This window comes from Paracoccus sp. IB05 (genome assembly GCF_016405985.1).
GTDB lineage: Bacteria > Pseudomonadota > Alphaproteobacteria > Rhodobacterales > Rhodobacteraceae > Pseudogemmobacter.
Window position 1 is genome coordinate 169,528 of record NZ_JAEFCF010000005.1, and the last position, 20,866, is coordinate 190,393.

Sequence of the window (20,866 nt, forward strand, 5' to 3'; positions counted from 1 at the left end):
GCGTCTCAGCCCCAAAGCCCGGATGAACCGGATGTTCACTAATGGAAAATGCCTTGATGTGGCGCTTGATCACGGGGTCTGCAATGAGCCCGGTTTCCTGATCGGGCTGGAAAACATGGCCGGCGTGGTCAATTCGCTGATCGAGGCACGTCCCGATGCGATCCAGGTGGCTTACGGCCAGGCCGATCTGCTGCAATCGCGTCCCGAAAAGGACAAGCCCGCGCTGGTCATGCGTATCGACATGGGCAACCCGTATAACGCACAGCGTCACCGGGTGATGTGGTCCATGCTGCAAAACGCGGAGGAGCCGATCATCGGCGCGCTTGAGATGGATGCCGCCTGCGTGGTGGTAAACCTCTTCATGCTGCCCGATGAGCCGGACCTGTTCCGCCAATGCGTGGAAAACATCTCTCGCGTGCGGGCCGCCTGTCACAAATACGGCATGCCGCTGATGATCGAGCCGCTGGTCATGCTGCCAAATGATGTGCGGGGCGGCTATCAGGTGGATGGGGACGCCGAAAAGATCGTGACCCTGGTGCGGCTGGCCTCGGAAATGGGGGCGGATATCATCAAGGCCGACCCGACCGACGATGCCGAAGACTTCCATCGCGTGGTCGAGGCGGCGCGGGTGCCGGTGCTGGTGCGGGGCGGCGGCAAGGAAGATCTGCGTGTCGTCTTGCAGAAATCGGCAGCCCTCATGGCGCAGGGCGCACATGGCATGGTCTATGGCCGCAATATCTACCAACATGCCAATCCAAAGGCGATTGTTGCGGCGCTGATGGCGATCATCCACCAGGGCGCCTCGGGCGAAGCGGCATGGGAGGTTTACCAGAATGGCTGATCCGGTTCCCGGCACCGGCCGCTACCTCCTCGGGCTTGACGCCGGAAATACGGTGATCAAGGCCGTTCTGTTCGACCTGGAGGGCAGGCAGATTGCCATGAGCGCGATGGACGGCCAATCCTCGCGCCCCGCACCTGGCTTTGTTGAGCGCGATCTGGACGAGCTATGGGCGAATGCGCGTCAGGTGATCCGTGACTGCCTGCGCGAGGCTGACATTCGCGCCGATCAGATCGCAGCCATAGGCTGTGCGGGTCATGGCAACGGGCTTTATCTGGTCGATGGGGCGGGCCGCGCCCTCTTGGGGATCCAGTCGCTGGACACCCGCGCCGCCGATATGGCCGCATCGCTGGCAGATCAGGGTGCAAGGCTGCATGCGCTGTGTCTGCAAAAGCCCTGGCCCGCGCAGACCCCAACGCTGCTGGCCTGGGTCAAACGGTACCGACCCGATATCTATGCCCAAAGCGCCACGCTGATGATGAGCAAGGATTTCATCAACTTCCGCCTGACGGGCGAGCGGACCGGCGACATTTCCGACATGTCGGGTGCTGGCCTCCTGCGAATGCCGGAATGCAGCTATGACGCCGGTCTGATGGCGCTTTACGGGCTGGAAGATGCGATGCACCTGCTGCCGCGTCTGGTGGATCCGGCGGAAATCGCCGGCCATGTCAGCCCTGAGGCGGCGGCGCAGACCGGGCTTGCGGTCGGAACACCGGTGGTTGGCGGCTATTTCGATGTGATCTCTTCGGCGCTTGGCGCGGGTTCGGTGCGGGCGGGCCAGGCCTCGATCATCGCGGGCAGCTGGGGGATCAATCAGATCTTCTCAGACATCCCGGCGCAGAACCCCGATGTCTTCATGGTCGCGGGCTTTGGCAAGGGTCGCTTCGTGAACATCGAATCCAGCGCCACTTCGGCCGCCAGTCTGGAATGGTATGTGCGCGAGTTTCTTGAGCGCGGCGGCCATCACGATGATCCCTTCGGCTGGTCGAATGCCCGTATCGCCGGGTTGACGCCTGCGGCCGATGACCCGTTCTTCCATCCTTTCCTATACGGCTCCGGCCAGGGCGCCGCGTTTCGCGCGGGCTTTTACGGCATCGCAGGCTGGCATGGCGAGCCGCATCTGCTGCGGGCGCTTTATGAAGGCGTGATGTTTGAACACCGCCGTCATATCGGCGTGCTGCTGGCCGCAGGGCTTTCCCTGAATGAGGCCACTCTGGCCGGAGGCGGCTCACGCAGCCCGATCTGGCCGCAAATGTTTGCGGACGGGCTGAATCTGCCCGTCACCGTCGCCGAGGCCCGCGAGACCGGAGCCCTTGGCGCAGCCATCGGAGCCGGGATCGGAGCCGGGATTTTCGCCGATTATGAGGATGGCGCGGCACGCATGACCCGTTCAGCGGCGCAATATACCCCCGATCCGCGCCTCGTCCCGCATTATGACCAGCGTTACCGCCGCTATCTCGATCTGACAGACCGCATGCGCGGTTTCTGGCAGGCCGGCTGATTTCAGGGATACCAGAGACATGGCTGATACCTACCGCCTCGAGGGCGATTATGACTTTGTGATCATCGGCGCCGGCACGGCGGGCTGTGTGCTGGCCAACCGTCTCAGCCAGGACCCGGCAACCCGTGTTCTGCTGCTGGAGGCCGGAAAATCCGATGCCTATCACTGGGTGCGTATCCCGGTCGGCTATCTTTACTGCATTGGCAATCCGCGCACCGACTGGATGATGAAAACCGAGCCCGAGCCGGGATTGAACGGGCGCAGCCTCGCCTATCCGCGGGGCAAGGTTCTGGGCGGCTGCAGCTCGGTCAATGGTATGATCTATATGCGCGGCCAGTCGGCGGATTACGATCACTGGCGCCAGCTTGGCTGCACCGGCTGGGGCTGGGATGACGTGCTGCCCTGGTTTCGCAAGTCCGAAGACCACCACGCGGGCGCCAGTGCCATGCATGGGGGGGGCGGCGAATGGAAGGTCGCCCGCCAGCGCCTGCAATGGGACATTCTGAAAGCTGTGCAGCGCGGTGCTGAAGAATTCGGCATCCACCCGCGCGAAGATTTCAACGATGGCGACAATGCGGGATCGGGCTTTTTCGAGGTGAACCAGCAGGGCGGCATGCGCTGGAACACCGCGCGCGGCTTTTTGCGCCCGGCGCTGAAACGCCCCAACCTGCGCCTGATCAAAGAGGCCGAGGTGCAGTCGCTGCTCCTTGATGGCACCCGCGTGACCGGCGTACAGTTCCGCCAGGGCGGGCACGATGTCACCGTGCTGGCCAGGCGCGAGGTGATCCTGGCCGCAGGTGCGATCAATTCGCCAAAACTGCTGGAGTTGTCGGGGATCGGCGACCCCGGGGTGCTGGCGGCCTGCGGCATCCCGGTTCGCCATGAGAAGCGGGCGGTCGGCGCGAACCTGCAGGATCATCTGCAAATCCGCACCGTTTTCAGGGTCAGCAATGCCCGCACGCTGAACACGCTCGCCAATAGCCTGACCGGCAAGGCGAAGATCGGGCTACAGTATCTTCTGACCCGCTCTGGCCCGATGTCTATGGCGCCCAGCCAGTTCGGCATGTTTACCCGCTCCGACCCGTCGCTGGCATTTCCCGATCTGGAATATCACATCCAGCCTTTGTCGACCGACAAGCTGGGCGATCCGCTGCACCCATTTCCTGCGATCACGGTCTCGGTCTGCAATTTGCGGCCTGAAAGTGTGGGAAGCAGCCATATCCGCAGCAAGGATGCTGGCGCCCCACCCACGATCCGGCCGAATTACCTCTCGACACACGGAGATCGTTCTGTGGCTCTGGCCTCGGTGCGTCAGGCGCGCCGGATTATGACGGCTGCGGCTCTGGCTCCCTTTGAACCACAAGAGATCCTTCCTGGTCCCGGGATCGGCGAGGACCTCGGGCACCGGGGAGATGAGGAACTGCTGGCGGCCATCGGAAATATCGCGACAACAATCTTCCACCCTGTCGGAACCTGCCGCATGGGAACTCATCCCGAAGCCGTGGTTGACACACAATTGCGCTTCCGGGGGCTGGCCGGGCTTCGGATCGTTGATGCCTCGATCATGCCTCGGATCGTTTCAGGCAATACAGCCTCGCCCGTGGTGATGATTGCCGAGAAAGCTGCAGCCATGATCCGAAATGATCCTGGACCGTAAACTGGCTTGGCAGGATGCTGATTTAACCGCGTGTCGATGCCGCCTCCGGAACATGCTTCCCCTTCTGCCGGTCGATGACAGCCTCGGCAGAAACAGATCGGGATTGTCTGAAACGAGGGGCCTCACCCACGCCAACCCGAAAGATCAGGGCCACCAGAGGTCCAAAACCGGGTGCCGACATCAGCAGACGGCAAATGCCGTCTTCGGCGGCGATCCACGTCATTCATCCTGGCGGTGACGATCAGGGAATTCAGGAAGGCAGCGCGTTCGCCGCCACGCGATGATCCGGCGAAGAGCCAGGCCGTCCTGCCAGGGGCGACACCGCGCTGCGCGCGTTCGGGCGCATTGTTCGTCAGGCAAATCCGGCCGTCACCGGGGAAGCGGGTGAAGGCTTCCCGGCGACCGTCTTCCCCGAACATGTCGTTGATCGCCCTGGCGACGGGGGTGTGCTTCGACATCCCGGCGCGTTCCGCCCGCAAACTTCTCGCGGACGGTCCGGATCACTTTCCACTGCCGGGGGATCACCTTCAGCGTCCCGGTGATGTCTTCGCCCATCTTCAATATGCGCGCCGATCCACAGCAGGTGCAGGAGGTCGGCGCCTCGATCACCACGCGCTCACGGGGCAAATGTTCGGGGAACGGCTTGCGGGCGGGGCGGCGGCGCCCGAACGCCATGGTCGTGGTTTTGGACGCGGAAGCACCCGCGTCTGCACGATCCTGTTCAAGATCCGTCTCGAGATCCTCAAAGCTGCATCTCGAGGTGTTCGATCACCATCGTGCCAGAACAGCTTGATCAGATCGCCTTTGCGCCCCCGGAAGCAGAAGATCTCGCCACCATGCGGATCGCGACCGACCCCCTGTTGCAGCTGCAGTGCGAGCCTGTTCATCCCGCAGCGCATGTCCGTCACACCGCCCGCGATCCAGACCCTCACTCCGGCAGGAAACGCTGCCATCGCGGATCCGGAACGGCCAGCAGGGCCGCCAGATGCGCAGGCGTGAGCGAAACCGGGATCGTCCTGCGACATCCGTTCGTCAGCGTGATGTCGATCCGGGTATCTTCCCCATCGCGCGAAGGTCGGTGTGCTGGCGCAGGCCGGGCGCTTTCCATCGCCAGCGGCACAAAACCAACGCCAGGAACCGGCGCAGCAAGAGCAGCACTGCGATACCCGCGCCGCCAGATCGAAAGCAGAGACCGCGAAATCCCATACCGGCGGGCCGTCGCCGAACCCGGCCTGGAGCCGCGCAGGCTCTCTTCAACGATCCGTACCTTATCCGCGTCTGACCCGTGTCGACGACGGCCTGCCTCATCGGTCGCGAAGATCTCGACTGGGGAAACAACTGAAGCGCATACCATAGGGCAATGCCCCAGGCCCATTTGCACGATCAGACCAGACGGCCCTCACTGCAGGCATATCTTTGACTCTGATAAATTCGGGAAGACATCAAGCGCCGCAACGCCCTGCCAATGATCCCGATGCGCAAAAACCGAAAGATGCGCAAGGTTGCAGACATGACCATCTACACGCTGCGCAATATGGTCGGGCGGTGCTTCAACAAGCTGAAGAACAGCCGTCGACTGGCAAGCCGCTGCGACAAAACCGCAGACAGGTTTCCCGGCTTCATCGATATCGCCTGTATCAGGCTGTCGCTCCGATATTTGTCAACATGACCCAGAAGCCCGCGCAAGATGCCGGGCGCCAGATTTCAGTGGATCAAAGGGCTGTTTGCACCGGTTAGGGTCCACCGCTTGCGCGCCGTAGAGGCGGAAGCAGATGATCCCAGGTTCAACGGCTTCGATCACATCCGGCAGGGCGGGCCAGGCTGCCCGGCTGTATCGGCACGCATGATGGGCTGAACGCCGCGCTGAATGGCGAGGACATCGACGCTGTGGAGGCGGTCCCAGGATGAACACCAAAGTTCCGATCAGCCCTGCTTTCCCGTCCCAACCCCTGCCGGTCGTCGAATTTGGCCGCAGCGCCTACGACCTGCCGGCGCCCCGCCAGGCCCGCTCGCGACCTGCCAGCGCGGCGATTTTTGTGGCCATTCCGGGGAACTGGGGGAGAGCAGGTCGCACTGCCCTTCGCTGCCCCGGCTGGAGAGGTCAGGGCTGAACTGCCGGCCGATAAGCGCAATCCCGGCGATGTCCGGGATGTGGCGCAGGCGATCACAGCCTGCGCAACTGTTCTTTCCAGGCCGGATCGCTGGTGATCTGCTGAAAGCGCATCAGCTTCCACACCCCATATTTGTAGAAATCGAAATCCAGCGCCGAGACCTTCAGCTGCACCATCGACCAGGCTGCCCATTTCACATCGGCCAGCGCCTTGTGAACGGTGACCCGCGCCACGATCTCGGGTGTTACCCGGCCGAAATATTCCTCGATCAGTTCGGCCTCGATCTCGGGCGTGTAGAACATCTCGCCGAACCAGATGCCCAGATCATAGCAACGGTCGTTCATCGAGGCATATTCATAATCGATCAGCATGATCGAGCCATCCGCGCCGATCATGAAATTGCCGGGCATCGGATCGTTGAACGAGGGCACCAGATCAAGGCCCGAGGCCTGCATCGCATCGCGCGCCATCTTTGTGTTCAGCGCAATCCATTCGGCATGGCGCGGCACGGGCGAGCCGAGTTCCGCCATCTGCGCATGATGCTCGTCAATCATATCGAAGACGGTCTTGGTCAGCCCAAGCGCGGGCAAAGCATGCATCTGACGATAGGCCGCAATCGCCGCGGCGCGATTGGCGGGATTGCCGAAATCGGCATGGGTCGAGGGGCGGCGGTCGGGGATGAAATCATTGATCTCTACCCCCTGATGCGCCAGATCCTCGTAGATCTTCGGGCCAAGCCCGGCGGCTGCGGCCTTGCGCGAGGCATCCATCGCCGCGACACGGTCGATGAACATCTCGGTGCCGTTGCCTGGGATTTTCACGAACCAGTCACGGCTGGTGCAGGCCGATTGTACCCGCCAGTTGGAATTCGAGATCCCGCCCGAGACCGGCGCATAGCGGGCGTTTTCCCCGAACAGCGCCCGCGCCTCCAGCATGGCCGCTTCGATATCGCGCTCGGCCTGACTCTCTGCGCTGCCCAGTGCTTTCATCATGCCCGCCCCTCCGCGATCCGGATTTTTTCTTCGAAACCGGGGTGATGCAAGGCCAGCCGCGCCCGCATCAGTCGCCATTCGCCGAATTTCAGCCATTCCAGCGATTTGCGCACCGAGACATGGCCGAAGATCCGGCAGAAGATGGCCTGGATCATGTCATCCACCACCGACCAGAGCCGCGCCCGGGCAAACCCCGCCTCATCGGCGCCATAGCTGCGGAAGGTTGCCTGCATATCCCGCTCGAATTCATGCATCTCGGCCAGCACCGCGCCCAGATCATACATCGGGTCATTGAGGCCGGCCCGGTCGAAATCGACCAGCAGCGCAGCCTGATCCGGCCCGATCATGAGGTTGGAGACCGAGCTTTCATTGCGGCACAGCGCCAGCGGCGCCGCCTCCAGCACCGGGCGGGCGGCATTCAGAAGCGACATGATCCAGCCAAGATCCGCAGGCAGGGAAACACCCAGGCGGCCTGCCTCGGAGATCAGCGTCTCAAGCCGTGCGAAAGGCTCGAACCGCGCCCCCTTGGCCGGGGCCTCATGCAGCCGCCGCAGCGCCTGCAGGGTGTTCCTGCGAAAATCCGCATCGAGGCAGTCGGACAGTCGCGCCTCGCGCCAGCCAGAACCTGCCGCCGCGAAGAGGATCGCCCCTGCCTCCGGATCGGACCAGAGAACCCGGGGCGCGACCCCGGCCTCGCCAGCCGCTTTTGCCGCCGCGAAACCGGTCGGCAGGTCAAGGAAATCCCGGATCTCGGGATGGATGATCTTCAGAAACCGGCTTTCGCCATCAGGCAGATCGAGGAAAACCGCCGCGCTTTCCAGCCCCCGACAGGAGGGCGAAGCCAGCGCCGCCGGGCCGGACCGCGTCTGTGCGCCGTCCAGCCCCGGCGCGGCGGCAATCACCCGCGCGACATCGGCATCCGTGACAATCTGGCTCATGCGTCCCCCTCAGGAATTGATCGTGACAGCGAGGTCGAGATCACCCCCGGCGGCGTCGATCCGGCGGATCATCCCCACAAGAACATCACCGCCCTTCGCCAGATCTTCCGGGCTGGTATATTCATTGTAACGGTGGATCACGCCATCGACCGAGGGCACGACGAAGACAATCGACGGAATGCGGCGCTGGATCGTCACCGCGTCATGGCCGCCGACCGTATCAAGTTCGATCCGCCCGTAGCCGTTCTCGTCGGCGCCCATTTCGACCAGCTTCACCAGCCGTTTGTCGAACCGCCCCGCCGGGCGGCGGTCAATCGAGACGATCTCGCCCGCCACGCCCGCCTTCGCCATCAGCTCCGGCAGGGCGGCTTTCAGCCCGGCTTCCGACCAATCGAGCATCGCCTGTTCCGGCGAGCGCAACTCGCAGAACATGATCACTTTTTCCGGGATGATATTGGCAGAATTGGGCGAAATATCGAGCCGCGCGCAGGAGCTGTAAAGTGTATCCGGCGCGGTATTGGCGAGGTGCTTCAGCTCGGCCATGATATAGGCCGCACCCAGCAGCGCGTCCTTGCGGTCTTCCATTTTGGTCGGCCCGGTATGGGCCTGTTCGCCCGTGACCTCGATCTTGACCTTCAGCGCGCCCCAGTGGCGGGCGAAGGGGGCGATATGTTTGCCAGCCTTTTCCAGCTCGGCATCGCCTTCGATATGAACCTCGAGATAGGCGACCGGCTCGGGCGCGGTATCGGTGCCCGCATAGCCCACGCGTTTCAGCTCATCGGCCACGGATTTGCCATCGCGGTCCTGGCGGGCCAGCGCAAAATCGAGGGTATATTCGCCCGAGAAGACCGATGATCCCAGAAGGCTTGGCGTGAAGCGCGCGCCTTCCTCATTCATCCAGTCGGCGACGCAGTAATTGCATTGTGGCTTTGTGCCGGTCTCTGTGCACCAGGCCCGGTAGCTTTCGATTGCCGCCAGGGCCGCCATGACGCCGTAAGCGCCGTCGAAGCGCCCGCCCAGCGGCTGGCTGTCGATGTGGGATCCGATCATCACCAGCGGCGCGCCTTCGCCGGCAAGGTCGATCTGGCCGAAGAGATTGCCGATGGCATCGACTTTTACCGTATAGCCGCGCGCGGCCATCTCGGTTTTGAACCAGTTGCGCGCTGCCGCATGGGCATCGGTCAGCGCCGGGCGGTCGACGCCGCCCATCGGCGTTGCGCCGAATTCCGAGATCTTATCCATCAGCCGGTTCAGAAGACCTGCGTCGATTTTGCTTGGGACTGTGGTGTCAGGCATAGGTCTTCTCCGATACGGCCGGGGTCTCGTCGTTAAGGAAGCACGCCGCAAGCGCCCGCCCGCCCCTGTCGCGCAGGACCGGGTTTTCGGCGCGGCAGCGGTCAAAGGCATGCGGGCAGCGGCTGGCAAAGGCACAGCCGGGCGGCAGGTCGATGGGTGAAGGGGGCTCGCCTTCAAGGAGGCAATCCTCGGGGCGGTAGCGCCTTGTCTCCAGCGTCGGCGCGGCAGAGAGCAGCGCGCGGCTATAGGGGTGGCCGGGGTCAAAGAACAGCCGCTCATTCGGCGCCACCTCGACCACTTCGCCCAGATACATCACCGCGATCCTGGAACAGACGCGGCGCACCATCGTCAGGTCATGCGAGATGAAGATATAGGTGAAACCGTGCAGCGCCTGGAGGCGTTCAAACAGATCGAGCAGCTTGCCCTGTTCGGTCTGATCCAGCGCGGAAAGCGTCTCGTCCATGATCAGAAGCTTCGGCTCCAGGATCATCGCACGCGCCACATTCAGACGCTGGCGCTGGCCTGCCGACAGCCCGCCGGTCAGGTGGTTGTAATAGCTGTCGGGCAGCCCGACCTCGTTCATCACCGCCCGCGCCCGGTCGCGCCGTTCCGCAGCCGAGCCGATGCCGTGGATTTTCAGCGGCTCTTCCAGGATCTTGCCGATCGGCCATTGCGGCGGCAGCGATCCGTAGGGGTCCTGCAGCACCAGCTGGAATTTCTTGCGCATCCCGCGCAGCGTCGCGGCACTGGCCGTGCCGACATCCTCGCCGTCAAAGATGATCTGGCCGTGATCCGGGCGTTCCAGCCCGGTCAAAAGACGCATCAGTGAGGATTTACCACAGCCGGATTCGCCCACGACCCCGAAATTGTCGCCCTGGAAGACATCGAAAGACACATTCCGCACGGCCTGAACCACAGAAAGCCCGGCCTCGCCGCGCCGCCGGATCTTATAGGCTTTCGCGACATCGCGGATCGAGAGCACCGGCACCGGAGCATCGCGTTCCTCGCCCGGCGCGCGGGTGCTTTCGTCCCAGAGCTTCGGCAGTTCCTGGATCAGTTTGGCGGTATAGGCGCTTTTCGGGTCTGCGATCAGGGCGCGGGGCGGCTGCATCTCGGCCACTTTTCCGGCGTTGAGCACCATAACCCGGTCGGAGGCATCGCAGGCCACCGGCAGCGACGAGCAGATGAACAGCACGGCCGTCGAGAATTGCGCATTCAGGTCGCGCATCAGTTTCAGGATCTGCGCCGCCACCGTCACGTCGAGCGGCTGGGTGATATTATCGGCGATCAGCAAGGCCGGGTCCGAGATCAGCGCATCGACGATCATCGCGCGCTGCATCATGCCGCCGGAATACTGGAAGGGATATTCTTCAAACCTCTTATGGGCAGACGGAATCCGCACCGCATTCAGCAGCTGGATCGCCTTTTTCTTCGCCTCAGTGGCTGAAATATCCGGGCGCACGGCGCGGAGTTTCTCGACCAGCTGCGCGCCGACCGTCATCGTCGGGTCGAGCGCACCTGCCGGGTTGCCGCCGACATAGGCGATCTCGCGGCCCGCCAGTTTGCGCGCAAGACCGGGGTTCTTCACCAGATCCTGGCCGCGAAAGCGGATCTCGCCGCCGGTGATGCGCAAAGGGTCCGAGAGCCAGCTTGCAATCGCGCGGGCCAGCACGGTCTTGCCCGACCCGCTTTCGCCGATGACCGACAGGATCTCGCGTGGGTGGATCTCAAAGGAGATAGCCGAGAGGATCTCGCGCTCTCCGGCGGCGACGGTCAGGTTCGAGACCTGAAGGACCGGCGCAGATTTCATCGCCTCTTCCATCTTCATGCCCCCCCGTAGATCTTGTTGCGGGCACGCTCCAATGCGGCGCCCATCAGGTTGATACTGGTCAGCGTGATCACAAGGAAAACGCCGGGCATGGTGGCGATCCACCAGGCGTTCATGATGTATTTACGCCCGTCCGAGATGATATTGCCAAAGGTCGGTGTCGGCGGCTGCACCCCAAGGCCGATAAAGCCCAGCACGGATTCAAAGATCATCATCCGCGCGATATCCAGCACCGCAACGAATGCCATCGGCGGCAAGAGAAGCGGCAGGATGAGAAGAAACATGATCCGAAGGTTCGTCGCGCCCAGCACCATGGCGCCACGCACATATTCCTTTTTCGCTTCTGCCATCACGGTCGAACGCATCACCCGCGCATAGACCGGCCAGCCCGCCAGCCCGAGCACGAGGATGATCGAGGGAATGGTTGGTCGCGACACACCCAGAATGGTGATCGCCAGAATGATCATCGGGATCGCGAGCTGCGCATCGGTGAGCCGCATCAGCACCATATCCACGCGGCCACCATAATAGCCGGCAAAGAGCCCGATCAGCGCGCCGACGATCAGCATCAGCACCGTGGTCGCAACCCCGATCAGCAGCGAATAGCGCAGCCCCGTCAGCGCGCGCGACAGCATATCGCGCCCCAGCTGATCTGTGCCGAGCGGGTGTTTCCATGTCCAGCCCTCGCCAAGGAACAAGGGCGGGATCAGTTTCTCGCGGACCGAAAGCTTCGTCGGGTCCAGCCCGCTGAGTTCAGGGTAAAGCGCTGCGGCCAGCACCAGGAGGATGAAGACGATCAGCCCGATGCGGAACTCGATCGAGGCGAAGGCCTCGCGCCAGATCCGCGAGGATACGGTCTGGGCGGCGGCGACGCGGGCGGCGGGGTCAAGTGTTGTGACGCTCATCAGTAATCCAGCCTCGGGTCGATGGCGGTCGCAGCAAGGTCGACCACGATATTGATCAGGACGAAGGCGGCAGCGGTGATGATGGCGATGCCCTGGATCAGCGGGAAGTCACGCTGCATCACCGCGTTGATCGTCAGAAGGCCAAGGCCGGGGTAATCAAAAATGAACTCGATCACCAGAACACCACCCAAAAGCATCGAAAACTGCACGCCGAGCAGATTCAAAAGCGGCACCGCAGCGTTTTTCAGCGCGTGGCGGAACACGATCTGGTTGCGCGACAGCCCCCGGACCCGGGCGATGTCGATGAAGTTCTGCGCCATCACGCCCGCGACCGAGACCGTCAGCGTGCGGATCAGGAAGGGCGCGATCTCGATGGCCAGCACGAAGGCCGGCAGGATCGTATAGGCGAAGTTGTGATAGCCGATGGAGGGCACCAGCTGCCATTTCACCGAGACCACCAGCGCCAGAACGATGCCGAGCCAGAAATTCGGCAGGCTGACGAATAGCGATGAAAGGTAAAGCGCCATCCGGTCAGGCCATCTGCCCGGGTAAAGCCCGCCTGCCACGCCAATCGGCAGCGCGATGACCAGCGCGAAGACCATTGCAAGCAGCGCGAGCTGGATCGTCATTGGCGCGGTCTGGGCGATCAGGTCCAGCACCCTTGCCCGTTCTCCCCGGGTCGAGTCGTCGAAACTCGCGCCCCCCACCGCCGCACCCGAGGCGGGCCGGACGAAGCTCTGCCCGAAATCGCCCTGGAACACTCCGGTGATATAGCGCGTGAACTGCACCGGGATCGGGTCGCGCAGACCCATCTCGGTCGCGATCTCCTCGATCAGCGCCTCGGGGGCCATGCCGCCCGCCATCAGGCGCACCGGATCGCCGGGCACCACGCGCAAAAGCGTGAAGATCAGCGCCGATACGAGAAAGACAATCACGACGCCCTGCAAAAGGCGACGGATAAGGAACCTAAGGATGAACATTCAAACCCCGGACGTTCTGGCAGAAAGTGTTGCTGGATGGGCTGGCAGAGAGCGCGGGCGCCCTCTGCCAGAGGCTTTGTCAGCCGAAGGTGCCTTGGGACGCGTCAATCTGCCCGTCGGGATACATGATCAGCCCCGAGAGGTTCTCGCGCATCCCGTGCATCAGCACCGAGGTGAACAGGGACAGCGCCGGAACCTTGTCGGCCAGCATCGGCATCAGATTGGTCTGAAGCGAGGTCTTGCGCGCCTCGAGCGAAGGCGAATTGCGCTCCTCATCCAGCGCCGCGTCAATCTCGGCATCTTCGATACCGCAGATCCGTTTCGACGAGGAATGGAAATGCGAGCGCAGAACCAGATCCGGCTCGGGCGAACCTGTGGACCAGCCGCAATCGACCATATGGCCCGGGCCACCGCCCGGACGGTCATAGAGACGCTCGTTCCAGGCCGCGACTTCCATCACATTGAGCGTGACCTTGAAGCCCTGTTCCTGCATCAGCGCGGTGATGACCTCGCCATATTCCTTGGTTTTCGGGTAGAAGCCGGTCGAGGTGATATATTCCAGCTCCGGCAGGCCCTCGCCATTCGGATAGCCGGCCTCGGCCAGCAGGCGCTGGCATTCCTCGGGGTTGTATTCCGGGTAATTCTCAAGGTCGATATAGCCGAATTTGATCGGCGAGACAAAGTTCGCCGAGGCGTGACCGGCCGAGCCCATCACTTCCAGGATCAGCTCACGGTCGATGGCGTGGCAGGCGGCTTTGCGCACCAGTGGATTGTCGAAGGGCGCTTTCGAGCAGCGGAACCAGAGATATTTGTTCTCGACCGAGACCTGGCGCTTGATGACGATACCGTCCTCGGCCTCCAGCGTTTCGGCCTGTTCGGGCTCCAGCCGTTCGATGATATCGGCCTGGCCGGACATCAGCGACAGCATCCGCGTGGTGCCGTCACCGACGAATGAGAAATTGACGCCCGGCACGGTCGGCGCGCCTTTGAAATAGCCCGGGAAGGCCTCCATCACGGTGTCATTGCCGCGCTGTTCGACGAATTTGAACGGGCCGGTACCGTTCAGACGCTGCGAGAGCGGACCCGAGGGGCCACCCGCCACGTCATCCGCCGCGAGGATCGGCAGGTAAGACGCGAGGAAGATGAACAAAGACGCGCCATAGCCGCCTTTTGACGTGTCGATCACCACGGTGAAATCATCCGGCGTGGTGACTTCGAACGTGTCGGTCGCGCCCGGATAGACCTGCTTCGGACGGTCCAGCCCCGAGCCATATTCCAGCGTCGCCTTCACGTCTTTCGCGGTAAAGGGCTTGCCGTCATGGAAGGTCACGCCTTCGCGGAGTTTGATCTCCAGCGTATGGGCGTCGATTTCCCGGATCTCGGTCGCGAGTTCATAAACCACTTCATCAGGCTTTTCCGGCGTCATCGGCGCGCGGGTCAGGTAACCCATCACAAAGCCTTCGATATTGGTCTGCGACAGCGTGGTATGCGCGGTCGGATCCCAGTTGCCCGTGATGTTCTCGGCCGAGAGGAAGGTGATGGGTTTCGTCGTCTGGGCCATGGCCGGGCCAAACAGGAAATTCGTATTGATCTGCGGCATGGCGGCAAGCGCGCCAAAACCCGCTGAATAGTTCATAAACTTCCGTCTGCTGATCATTTCTCTCTCCATGTTGGATGCCCGGTTCCGGTTTCTGGCTTTTCCGGGCTTTGGCTATTGGTCGCCGCATGATGATTTGGCCCCATGCGTGCGGGGGTTTTCTGTATCAGCCAGGGTGCTCCGGCGCCTGGCCCGACAGATGCTGCAACACTTCGGCATGCAGCTCTGGCGTCGCCGAGGCGACCACATCGCCGGCAGATTGCAGCGTGAGCGGGCGGCCCTCCCAGTCGGTGATCACCCCCCCGGCGCCTTCGATCACGGCGACCAGTGGCAGATAGTCGAAAGGTTGCAGCCCGGTTTCGATGACGAGATCGCAATGCCCCGAGGCCAGCAGCCCGTAATTGTAGCAATCGCCGCCATAGCGGGTCAGCCGTCCGCGCGAGGTCACCGCCTCAAAGGCCGCCAGCGCGCGGCCAGGGAAAGCCAGAGGGCTGGTCGTATAGATCCAGGCATCCGCGAGTGCCGTGCAGGCACGGGTCTGGCAGATCGCCCCGTTGAAGGTGCTCGCGCCGCCTTTATGGCCCTGCCAGCGTTCGCCGATCACTGGCATGTCGATCTGACCCAGCACCGGCACGCCGTCTTCCAGGAGCGCGATCAGGCAGCCGTAAAGCGGATGGCCGGTCACAAAGCTCTTGGTGCCGTCAATCGGATCGACCACCCAGATGCGGCGGCTTCCCAGATTGCTCGGCGCTTCTTCCTCGCCAAAAACCCCGTCTTCGGGGAATTTCTCCGCGATCATGCGGCGCAGCATCGCCTCGGTCGCGCGGTCAGCGATGGTGACCGGTGATTTGTCTTCTTTGTCCTCGACTTCGATCGGGCGGCGGAACCAGGACAGGGTAATGTCCTTCGCAGCCTCAGCCGCCTGCGTCAGGAAACGCAGGTCATCGCCGGGGTCTGATTTGGAATCTCGTGGCATTTGTTGCACCTGCGAGGCATTTCTTTGCCAAACTAGTAGCGATTCGCAGAAGCGCGCAACAAAATTAGTTTGTCAGACGCAAAAAATTGTGGATTCACTTGCGGTATTGGGCAAATTGCGAGCAGCTATGCGGCAGATTGACTGCGATACTGATCCAAACCGCCGAATTTTGGGGTAGATTGCCACATGGTTTTGGTTTTTTGTGGAATTTCTGTGGCGATAGCGCCTGTGAAGAATGAGGTGACACATGTGGTCGCATGAGCGGCAGGCGCAGATCCTCGGTCAGCTGACCGCGCGGCAGAAGGTTTCAACCGGCGAGCTTGCGGCTCAATTTGATGTCTCGCGCGAAACGATCCGGCGCGATCTTCTGGAAATGGAGGAGAGCGGGCTTCTGAACCGCGTCCATGGCGGGGCGACCCTTGCTCGATCCGGGATCGAACCGGAGCCCGCCTATGAAATGCGCCGCGCCGAGAATGTGGCCCAGAAAACCGCCATCGGACGCAAGGCCCTGACCCTTGTCCCCGAGGGCTCGACACTCTTCATTGACACCGGCACCACCACCATCGCTTTCGCGCGCGAACTGGCGGCGCGGGGCAATATCCGCGTGATCACCAATTCCTTTGAGATTGCCCGCATCATGTCTTCGGGGCGCGATTGCGATATCCTGCTGCTTGGGGGGCGGCCACATCGCGATGTGCCAGCGACCTATGGCGAGATGACCCTGTCGCAGATCGATCGCTTCCTCGCCGATTTCGCCGTCATCTCGCCGGTGGGCCTGCATCCCGACCGCGGCGTCACGGATTACGAGCTGCATGAAGCCGAGGTCGCCCGGGCGATGATGCGTCGCGCCCAGTCGAATATTCTGCTCTGCGATTCCGGAAAGATCGGCGCGGAAAGCCGGGTCTCGATCTGCCGCCTTGAGGAGATCAACCATCTGGTCACCGATCCGCATCCGCGCGGTGCCGGTCTGACCCTGACGCGCGGCACGGTGCATTTTTGCGAGGTTACGACAGGCAGCTGACCCCAGCCCGATGGCTTGCAGGGGTCAGGCCTCACCCGGCCATTCGCCCTGTCCTGGCCCGCATCATCTCCATTCCTTTCGCGATATCTGCCCCGGTCGCCGCCCCAAAAGCGTCGCGGCAGAAGGGCAGAAATGCAGGGGGAAGACCCGCGCGCCCCGCGCTCCGCGGGGGGGCGCTTTCAGGCACCTTCCGGAACTGGCAATCTTCTGAAATCGCTCCCCGAAGGCGACTGAAACACCGCGAGGCCGAACTCTGGCAGGACGCCGTAAAGGTGGTCGAAAATATCTGCCTGTATGCCCTCATAGGCCACCCAGGCGATGGTGTTCGTAAAGCAATAGATCTCGATCGGCAGCCCGTCAGCCTCGGGGGGAAGTTGACGCACGATCATCGTCATGTCCTGACGAAGCTGCGAATGCGCCTTGAGATAACTCTCCACATAGGCGCGGAAGGTGCCGATATTGGTCAGGCGGCGGCGGTTCGAACTGACCTCATCGGGCTCAAGCACCGCGTTCCAGTCCGAAAGTTCACGGGTCTTGCGCTCGATATAGCTTCTGATGGGCTTCATTTGCTGCAGTCGAAGCAACTCATCATCCGAAAGATAGCGGATGGTATTCTGGTCAATGTTGAGCGAGCGCTTGATCCTGCGCCCGCCCGTTTCCTGCATTCCGCGCCAGTTCTTGAACGGCTGGGTGACGAGATTCCGAATCGGAACCGTCGTAATCGTCTTATCCCAGTTCTGGACCTTTACCGTATGGAGCGCGATCTCGATCACATCGCCATCGGCATTCTGGGCCGGCATTTCGACCCAGTCACCAACCTTGACCATGTCGGTGGAGCTGATCTGAACCGATGCGACAAGCGACAGAAGCGTATCCTGAAAGACGAGGATGAGAACGGCGGTCAGCGCCCCAAGTCCGGAGAGAAGGATCAGGGGCGAGCGGTCGATGACCGCCGCAACCATCAGGATCGCCGCAATGCCATAGACGAGAATTGTCGCAACCTGGACATAGCCCTTGATGGATCTGCCATTGCCCGCAGAACGCCGGTTCCAGATGGTGTGGAAAAGCCCGAGCGCGGCCGAGATGGCCATCGCAAAAACCAGGATGTTGAACGCGTTCGCGACATTGCGGATGATTGTGGCGATGGCAAAGGGCAAACCCGGCACTTGCATTATGCCTGAAGAAATCACCAGCGCGGGTGCGGCATTGGCGATCCTTGCGATCACCCCGGACCGCACAACTTCAGGGCCCTGGATATACTGGACCCCTTCGATCAGGCGGTGCAGGAGTTTAACCAGCACGGCCTTTGTAACGATGTTCACAAGGGCTGCGGCAAGGACCAGCGCGCTGAGCCAGAAGAGGGTCTCGACCCAGGGTGTGTCGACCGCGATGGCCCAGAGGTTATTCATAGTCATGGTCTCTCATCTGCCGGAGTTGCCTGCGAAGGGGGGACCCTGCCTTGTGCCCTCTCAGGCGCCTCGGGGCAATGTCATGGCCAACCTGTCTGTCGGTATCGTGATCAGTATCCGATGCGGGATCACGGGCTTACGCAAAGGGGAAGGGAGTAAATCCGGACCCCGGTCCCCTGCCTTTCTGAGGCTCTGACAATGATGCGCGCACCCATAAGCCTGCGGGACAGGGCTTGGCCGCTCCGCTCCCTGGCATGTCGTTCTGGTGGTCTGATGCCAATTGCTTTGCCGCCCCTTCCAAGCGGCAGCTCAGCCTGGCCGGTGCGGTCCCCGGCCTGATCCGCGACACGAGGAACAGTCGGGAGTGACCGCTCAGGGCGGCGGGCGCACTGCCCCTCCCCCTTGTCGCACCACAATCGCCCAGATGAGAATACCGGACTGAAAGAGATTGATTTCTTCTTCGGGATCGGGTCGCCTTGGGCCTGGCTTGCCCTCGATCCGCTTTTGGCCATCGCAGAGCGCCAAGGCACCATCATCCGCCCGGTGCAGGTGTCCCTGATCCCGGAGAGCGACGGCATCTGTGCGCGCGACCGCCCTGCCCCGCGCCGGACCTTCTTTCCGCGCAACGCTGGGCACCGTTGCGCGAAAAGAAGGTCCGGCCGGAAAACCGTTCCGGACTGGCCGATCCGACACCTGCCAACCTCACGCGGCTGGCCGCAATCGGCACAGGCCGGGACTGGCCAGAACCGGGCAGATCTGAGCCGGGTTTTGCAAAAAGCCTTCTGGCAGGGGCCGCAGATATTGGCGACGGCCCCACCCGAAACCGGATTTTGCGGGCGGCGGGGTTCGATGCTGCGGCGCCTGAAATCCGGGCCGCCGGTGGGGACATCCAGGACCTCTCGCGGGCAAGCCGCGATGAGGCGCCGGATGCAAGGGCTTCCGGCCTGCCGACCTTCCGCTGTGCCGCCGAGTTTACGGGGGGCAGGACAGTCCGCCCTTCCCTGACCGTCATCCTGCCGGCACGCCGCTCTGACCGCCCGATGCGTTTTGACAAGACCGTCCCGTTTGCGGGCAAGTGACAGGCCAGGAGCGCGGAAGGCCGCAAGGAACGGCCCCGTGAAAAGATCGCGACACGGATATGGCAGGCTTTGACCAGGATTTCGCTGACCGGCTGGCCGCCCGTTTCGGGACCGCGTTTTCGCAATCGCTCGCCCTGCGCGAGCAGCATGACCAGGGGGAATCCTGGCGTCGGAGGCCGCTGCCGGATGCGGTGCTCTTCACCGAAAGCACCCGCGCTGTGGCAGATCTGATGCGCCTTGAAGCGCCCCTCTGGTGCCTTTTGGCGCCAGCGTCACGCGTGAGGCCCTGAACTATGCACTCGGGATCAGGGGCTGTCTTCCCGATTGCCCCCGGCGCCAATGCAACCATCGGCGGCATGGCGGCCACCCGCGCCTCGGGAACCCGCACAGGTTAGTCTCGGCGTCGATCAGCTTCGGTTGCAGAAACTTCCGCGCTGTCAGCAGCATCCTGATTTCCTGGCTGCGCTCGGTCTTCATATGGACTGGCCGATACAGGCCGACACGCATCATCTGGGCAATGCCGCGCGCATCGTTCCTGTCGGTCTTGTTGGCCTGCGCCGTAACCGCGGCCTTCATATGTCGCGTCTCGACGCAGATAACGGGATGCCACGGTGCCGCGCGAGGTTCTGACCCTCCTGCGCGAGTTGCAGCAGCGCGAGCAGGTGGCCTTTCTGCTGATCACGCATGATCCGGGCATTCTGCGAGGGATGGCAGATGATGTTGCGGTGCTGAAGGACGGTTGCCTCGTTGAATATGGCGCGACAGAGCAGGTGCCGAGCCACCCGCAACACCCCTATACCCGCGCGCTGATCGCCGCCGGGCATTTTTCCGCGGCATCGACCAGAAACACCGCCAGTTCAGGATCATAGCCGCCTCTGATCTGCGGCATCCCACAGGGGCTGGGCACAAAAACACCCGGGCAGCAGGCAGTTCCTGTATAATGAGCTGGTTGGCAGAGGCATATATGTCAGCGGTTATAGTGCAAATAGTATATAATATCCGCCGCGGCTGTCACCTCGCCATAACATCCAATAATGTTGCATTATCGGACGTTTCTTCGCTTTCATAGGAGAAACACATGCAAAAACAACTACTTAGCAAAGCGCTTGCGGCAATCGTGCCGCTTGTGCTCGGCTTCCTCGGCGGGACAGTCTCGACCTTCTTCCCGGCGTACTTTCAGGCCTTCTGCGCGGGGGCGCTCTGATGGGCGCTCACATTGATTTCACGCCCGTGAAAACCTCCTTTTCGGAGATTGAGCGCCAGCGCAATTCCCCTGAGTTCGCCTCTAAGCGTCTTGCGGTCCTCTCTGATGCGCAAGAGCCTGTCTCGTCCTATCGTGACGCGCTCTGGCGGCTGTTCGAATACCAGCGTGAAGCCGGTATCGACTATCAGAAAACGCCCATGCCGTGGGCCATTCAGCTTGTCGCTGATATCTTCTGGGTCGAACCCCGGAAGGTCCGCGCCGATCTGATCAAGATGGCGCAGGTGTCCTGATGGATCCTGTTATCGGTTCCGCCCTTATTGGCGCGGGTTCATCTCTGCTTGGTGGCCTCATGGGCAAAAAGGCCAATCCGGGGCGCGATACGCGTCACGTGATCCTTAACCAAGTCGGTACGTGGCGCGAGGCTGGTGAACGCTTCGGCTTCAACCCCCTGACCGTTGCTCAAGCTTCCGGCGGCACTGTTGCCCCCGGTGGCTCTGACCCGAACTACATGGGCAATGCTATCGCTGACGCGGG

At 62.3% G+C, this 20,866-nt stretch carries 19 protein-coding genes and 5 pseudogenes; 10 read left to right on the top strand and 14 right to left on the bottom strand.

What is annotated here, in order from left to right:
* The first annotated feature begins 31 nt into the window (after window positions 1–31).
* From JC607_RS05365 to JC607_RS05375, 3 genes are read left to right on the top strand one after another with little or no spacing between them, the layout of a single operon-like run.
* Window positions 32–841 (top strand): class I fructose-bisphosphate aldolase, encoded by an 810-nt coding sequence (locus JC607_RS05365; RefSeq protein WP_233092680.1) that lies wholly within the window; start codon window positions 32–34, stop codon window positions 839–841.
* The gene (locus JC607_RS05370) at window positions 834–2,339 is read left to right on the top strand and encodes an FGGY-family carbohydrate kinase (RefSeq protein ID WP_198835915.1); all 1,506 of its coding nucleotides are present in this window, start codon (window positions 834–836) and stop codon (window positions 2,337–2,339) included. The genes JC607_RS05365 and JC607_RS05370 overlap by 8 nt, the downstream gene beginning before the upstream one ends.
* Window positions 2,340–2,358: 19 nt before the next feature.
* Window positions 2,359–3,996, top strand: coding sequence for a GMC family oxidoreductase (locus JC607_RS05375; RefSeq protein ID WP_198835916.1), 1,638 nt, complete (start codon window positions 2,359–2,361; stop codon window positions 3,994–3,996).
* A gap of 212 nt (window positions 3,997–4,208) precedes the next feature.
* Here JC607_RS05375 and JC607_RS25955 read toward each other — a convergent pair.
* The 4 genes and pseudogenes from JC607_RS25955 to JC607_RS05390 all read right to left on the bottom strand — a co-directional run.
* A pseudogene (locus JC607_RS25955) lies at window positions 4,209–4,475 on the bottom strand (transposase); the annotation flags it as partial.
* Window positions 4,444–4,740: pseudogene (locus JC607_RS25960) on the bottom strand (IS66 family transposase zinc-finger binding domain-containing protein); the annotation flags it as partial. The pseudogenes JC607_RS25960 and JC607_RS25955, both read right to left, overlap by 32 nt.
* A gap of 83 nt (window positions 4,741–4,823) precedes the next feature.
* Window positions 4,824–5,021 (bottom strand): annotated as a pseudogene (locus JC607_RS25965) (hypothetical protein); the annotation flags it as partial.
* Window positions 4,925–5,371, bottom strand: a complete 447-nt coding sequence (locus JC607_RS05390) for a transposase (protein ID WP_370584755.1) — start codon at window positions 5,369–5,371, stop codon at window positions 4,925–4,927. The pseudogene JC607_RS25965 and the gene JC607_RS05390, both read right to left, overlap by 97 nt.
* A 54-nt stretch (window positions 5,372–5,425) precedes the next feature.
* Between JC607_RS05390 and JC607_RS05395 the strand changes: the two are divergent.
* Window positions 5,426–5,665 (top strand): annotated as a pseudogene (locus tag JC607_RS05395) (IS5/IS1182 family transposase); the annotation flags it as partial.
* A 495-nt stretch (window positions 5,666–6,160) separates the two neighbouring features.
* On the opposite strand, the gene JC607_RS05400 reads toward JC607_RS05395, so the two are convergent.
* From JC607_RS05400 to hisN, 8 genes are all read right to left on the bottom strand, one after another.
* Entirely contained in the window at window positions 6,161–7,099 is a 939-nt protein-coding gene (locus JC607_RS05400) for a phosphotransferase (protein ID WP_198835918.1), read from the bottom strand.
* On the bottom strand, window positions 7,096–8,037 hold the full coding sequence (locus tag JC607_RS05405; protein WP_198835919.1) for a phosphotransferase family protein: 942 nt from the start codon (window positions 8,035–8,037) through the stop codon (window positions 7,096–7,098). Before JC607_RS05405 ends, JC607_RS05400 begins: the two co-directional genes overlap by 4 nt.
* Before the next feature lie 9 nt (window positions 8,038–8,046).
* On the bottom strand, window positions 8,047–9,333 hold the full coding sequence (locus tag JC607_RS05410; protein WP_198835920.1) for a Zn-dependent hydrolase: 1,287 nt from the start codon (window positions 9,331–9,333) through the stop codon (window positions 8,047–8,049).
* The gene (locus JC607_RS05415) at window positions 9,326–11,143 is read right to left on the bottom strand and encodes an ABC transporter ATP-binding protein (RefSeq protein WP_233092681.1); all 1,818 of its coding nucleotides are present in this window, start codon (window positions 11,141–11,143) and stop codon (window positions 9,326–9,328) included. Before JC607_RS05415 ends, JC607_RS05410 begins: the two co-directional genes overlap by 8 nt.
* Before the next feature lie 14 nt (window positions 11,144–11,157).
* Window positions 11,158–12,066 (bottom strand): ABC transporter permease, encoded by a 909-nt coding sequence (locus JC607_RS05420; RefSeq protein WP_198835921.1) that lies wholly within the window; start codon window positions 12,064–12,066, stop codon window positions 11,158–11,160.
* Window positions 12,066–13,046, bottom strand: a complete 981-nt coding sequence (locus JC607_RS05425) for an ABC transporter permease (RefSeq protein WP_198835922.1) — start codon at window positions 13,044–13,046, stop codon at window positions 12,066–12,068. The genes JC607_RS05420 and JC607_RS05425 overlap by 1 nt, the downstream gene beginning before the upstream one ends.
* 79 nt (window positions 13,047–13,125) lie before the next feature.
* Window positions 13,126–14,703 carry an ABC transporter substrate-binding protein gene (locus JC607_RS05430; RefSeq protein ID WP_171909721.1) on the bottom strand — a complete coding sequence of 526 codons (1,578 nt, stop codon included), beginning with the start codon at window positions 14,701–14,703 and terminating at the stop codon, window positions 13,126–13,128.
* 106 nt (window positions 14,704–14,809) lie between these two features.
* Window positions 14,810–15,619 carry a histidinol-phosphatase gene (gene hisN / locus JC607_RS05435; protein WP_198835923.1) on the bottom strand — a complete coding sequence of 270 codons (810 nt, stop codon included), beginning with the start codon at window positions 15,617–15,619 and terminating at the stop codon, window positions 14,810–14,812.
* A 247-nt stretch (window positions 15,620–15,866) separates the two neighbouring features.
* Between hisN and JC607_RS05440 the strand changes: the two genes are divergently transcribed.
* Window positions 15,867–16,640: a DeoR/GlpR family DNA-binding transcription regulator gene (locus JC607_RS05440; RefSeq protein ID WP_198835924.1), complete on the top strand. Its 774-nt coding sequence runs from the start codon at window positions 15,867–15,869 to the stop codon at window positions 16,638–16,640.
* Between the two features lie 179 nt (window positions 16,641–16,819).
* Here the strand turns inward: JC607_RS05440 and JC607_RS05445 are convergent, their stop codons facing one another.
* On the bottom strand, window positions 16,820–18,055 hold the full coding sequence (locus tag JC607_RS05445; protein WP_198835925.1) for a mechanosensitive ion channel family protein: 1,236 nt from the start codon (window positions 18,053–18,055) through the stop codon (window positions 16,820–16,822).
* 1,132 nt (window positions 18,056–19,187) lie between these two features.
* Between JC607_RS05445 and JC607_RS05450 the strand changes: the two genes are divergently transcribed.
* Window positions 19,188–19,418 carry a hypothetical protein gene (locus JC607_RS05450; RefSeq protein ID WP_198835926.1) on the top strand — a complete coding sequence of 77 codons (231 nt, stop codon included), beginning with the start codon at window positions 19,188–19,190 and terminating at the stop codon, window positions 19,416–19,418.
* 91 nt (window positions 19,419–19,509) lie between these two features.
* Here the strand turns inward: JC607_RS05450 and JC607_RS05455 are convergent.
* Window positions 19,510–19,731: pseudogene (locus JC607_RS05455) on the bottom strand (transposase); the annotation flags it as partial.
* An 8-nt stretch (window positions 19,732–19,739) separates the two neighbouring features.
* Here JC607_RS05455 and JC607_RS05460 point away from each other — a divergent pair.
* The 4 genes from JC607_RS05460 to JC607_RS05470 all read left to right on the top strand — a co-directional run.
* Window positions 19,740–19,997 carry a hypothetical protein gene (locus JC607_RS05460; RefSeq protein ID WP_198835928.1) on the top strand — a complete coding sequence of 86 codons (258 nt, stop codon included), beginning with the start codon at window positions 19,740–19,742 and terminating at the stop codon, window positions 19,995–19,997.
* A gap of 209 nt (window positions 19,998–20,206) precedes the next feature.
* Window positions 20,207–20,332, top strand: a complete 126-nt coding sequence (locus JC607_RS25760; RefSeq protein WP_255532328.1) for a hypothetical protein — start codon at window positions 20,207–20,209, stop codon at window positions 20,330–20,332.
* A complete protein-coding gene (locus tag JC607_RS05465; protein WP_198835929.1) occupies window positions 20,332–20,622 on the top strand; it encodes a hypothetical protein in 291 nt (96 codons plus the stop codon). Before JC607_RS25760 ends, JC607_RS05465 begins: the two co-directional genes overlap by 1 nt.
* Window positions 20,622–20,866 (top strand): hypothetical protein (locus JC607_RS05470; RefSeq protein ID WP_198835930.1); only part of this gene is annotated, 245 nt, incomplete at its 3' end. The genes JC607_RS05465 and JC607_RS05470, both read left to right, overlap by 1 nt.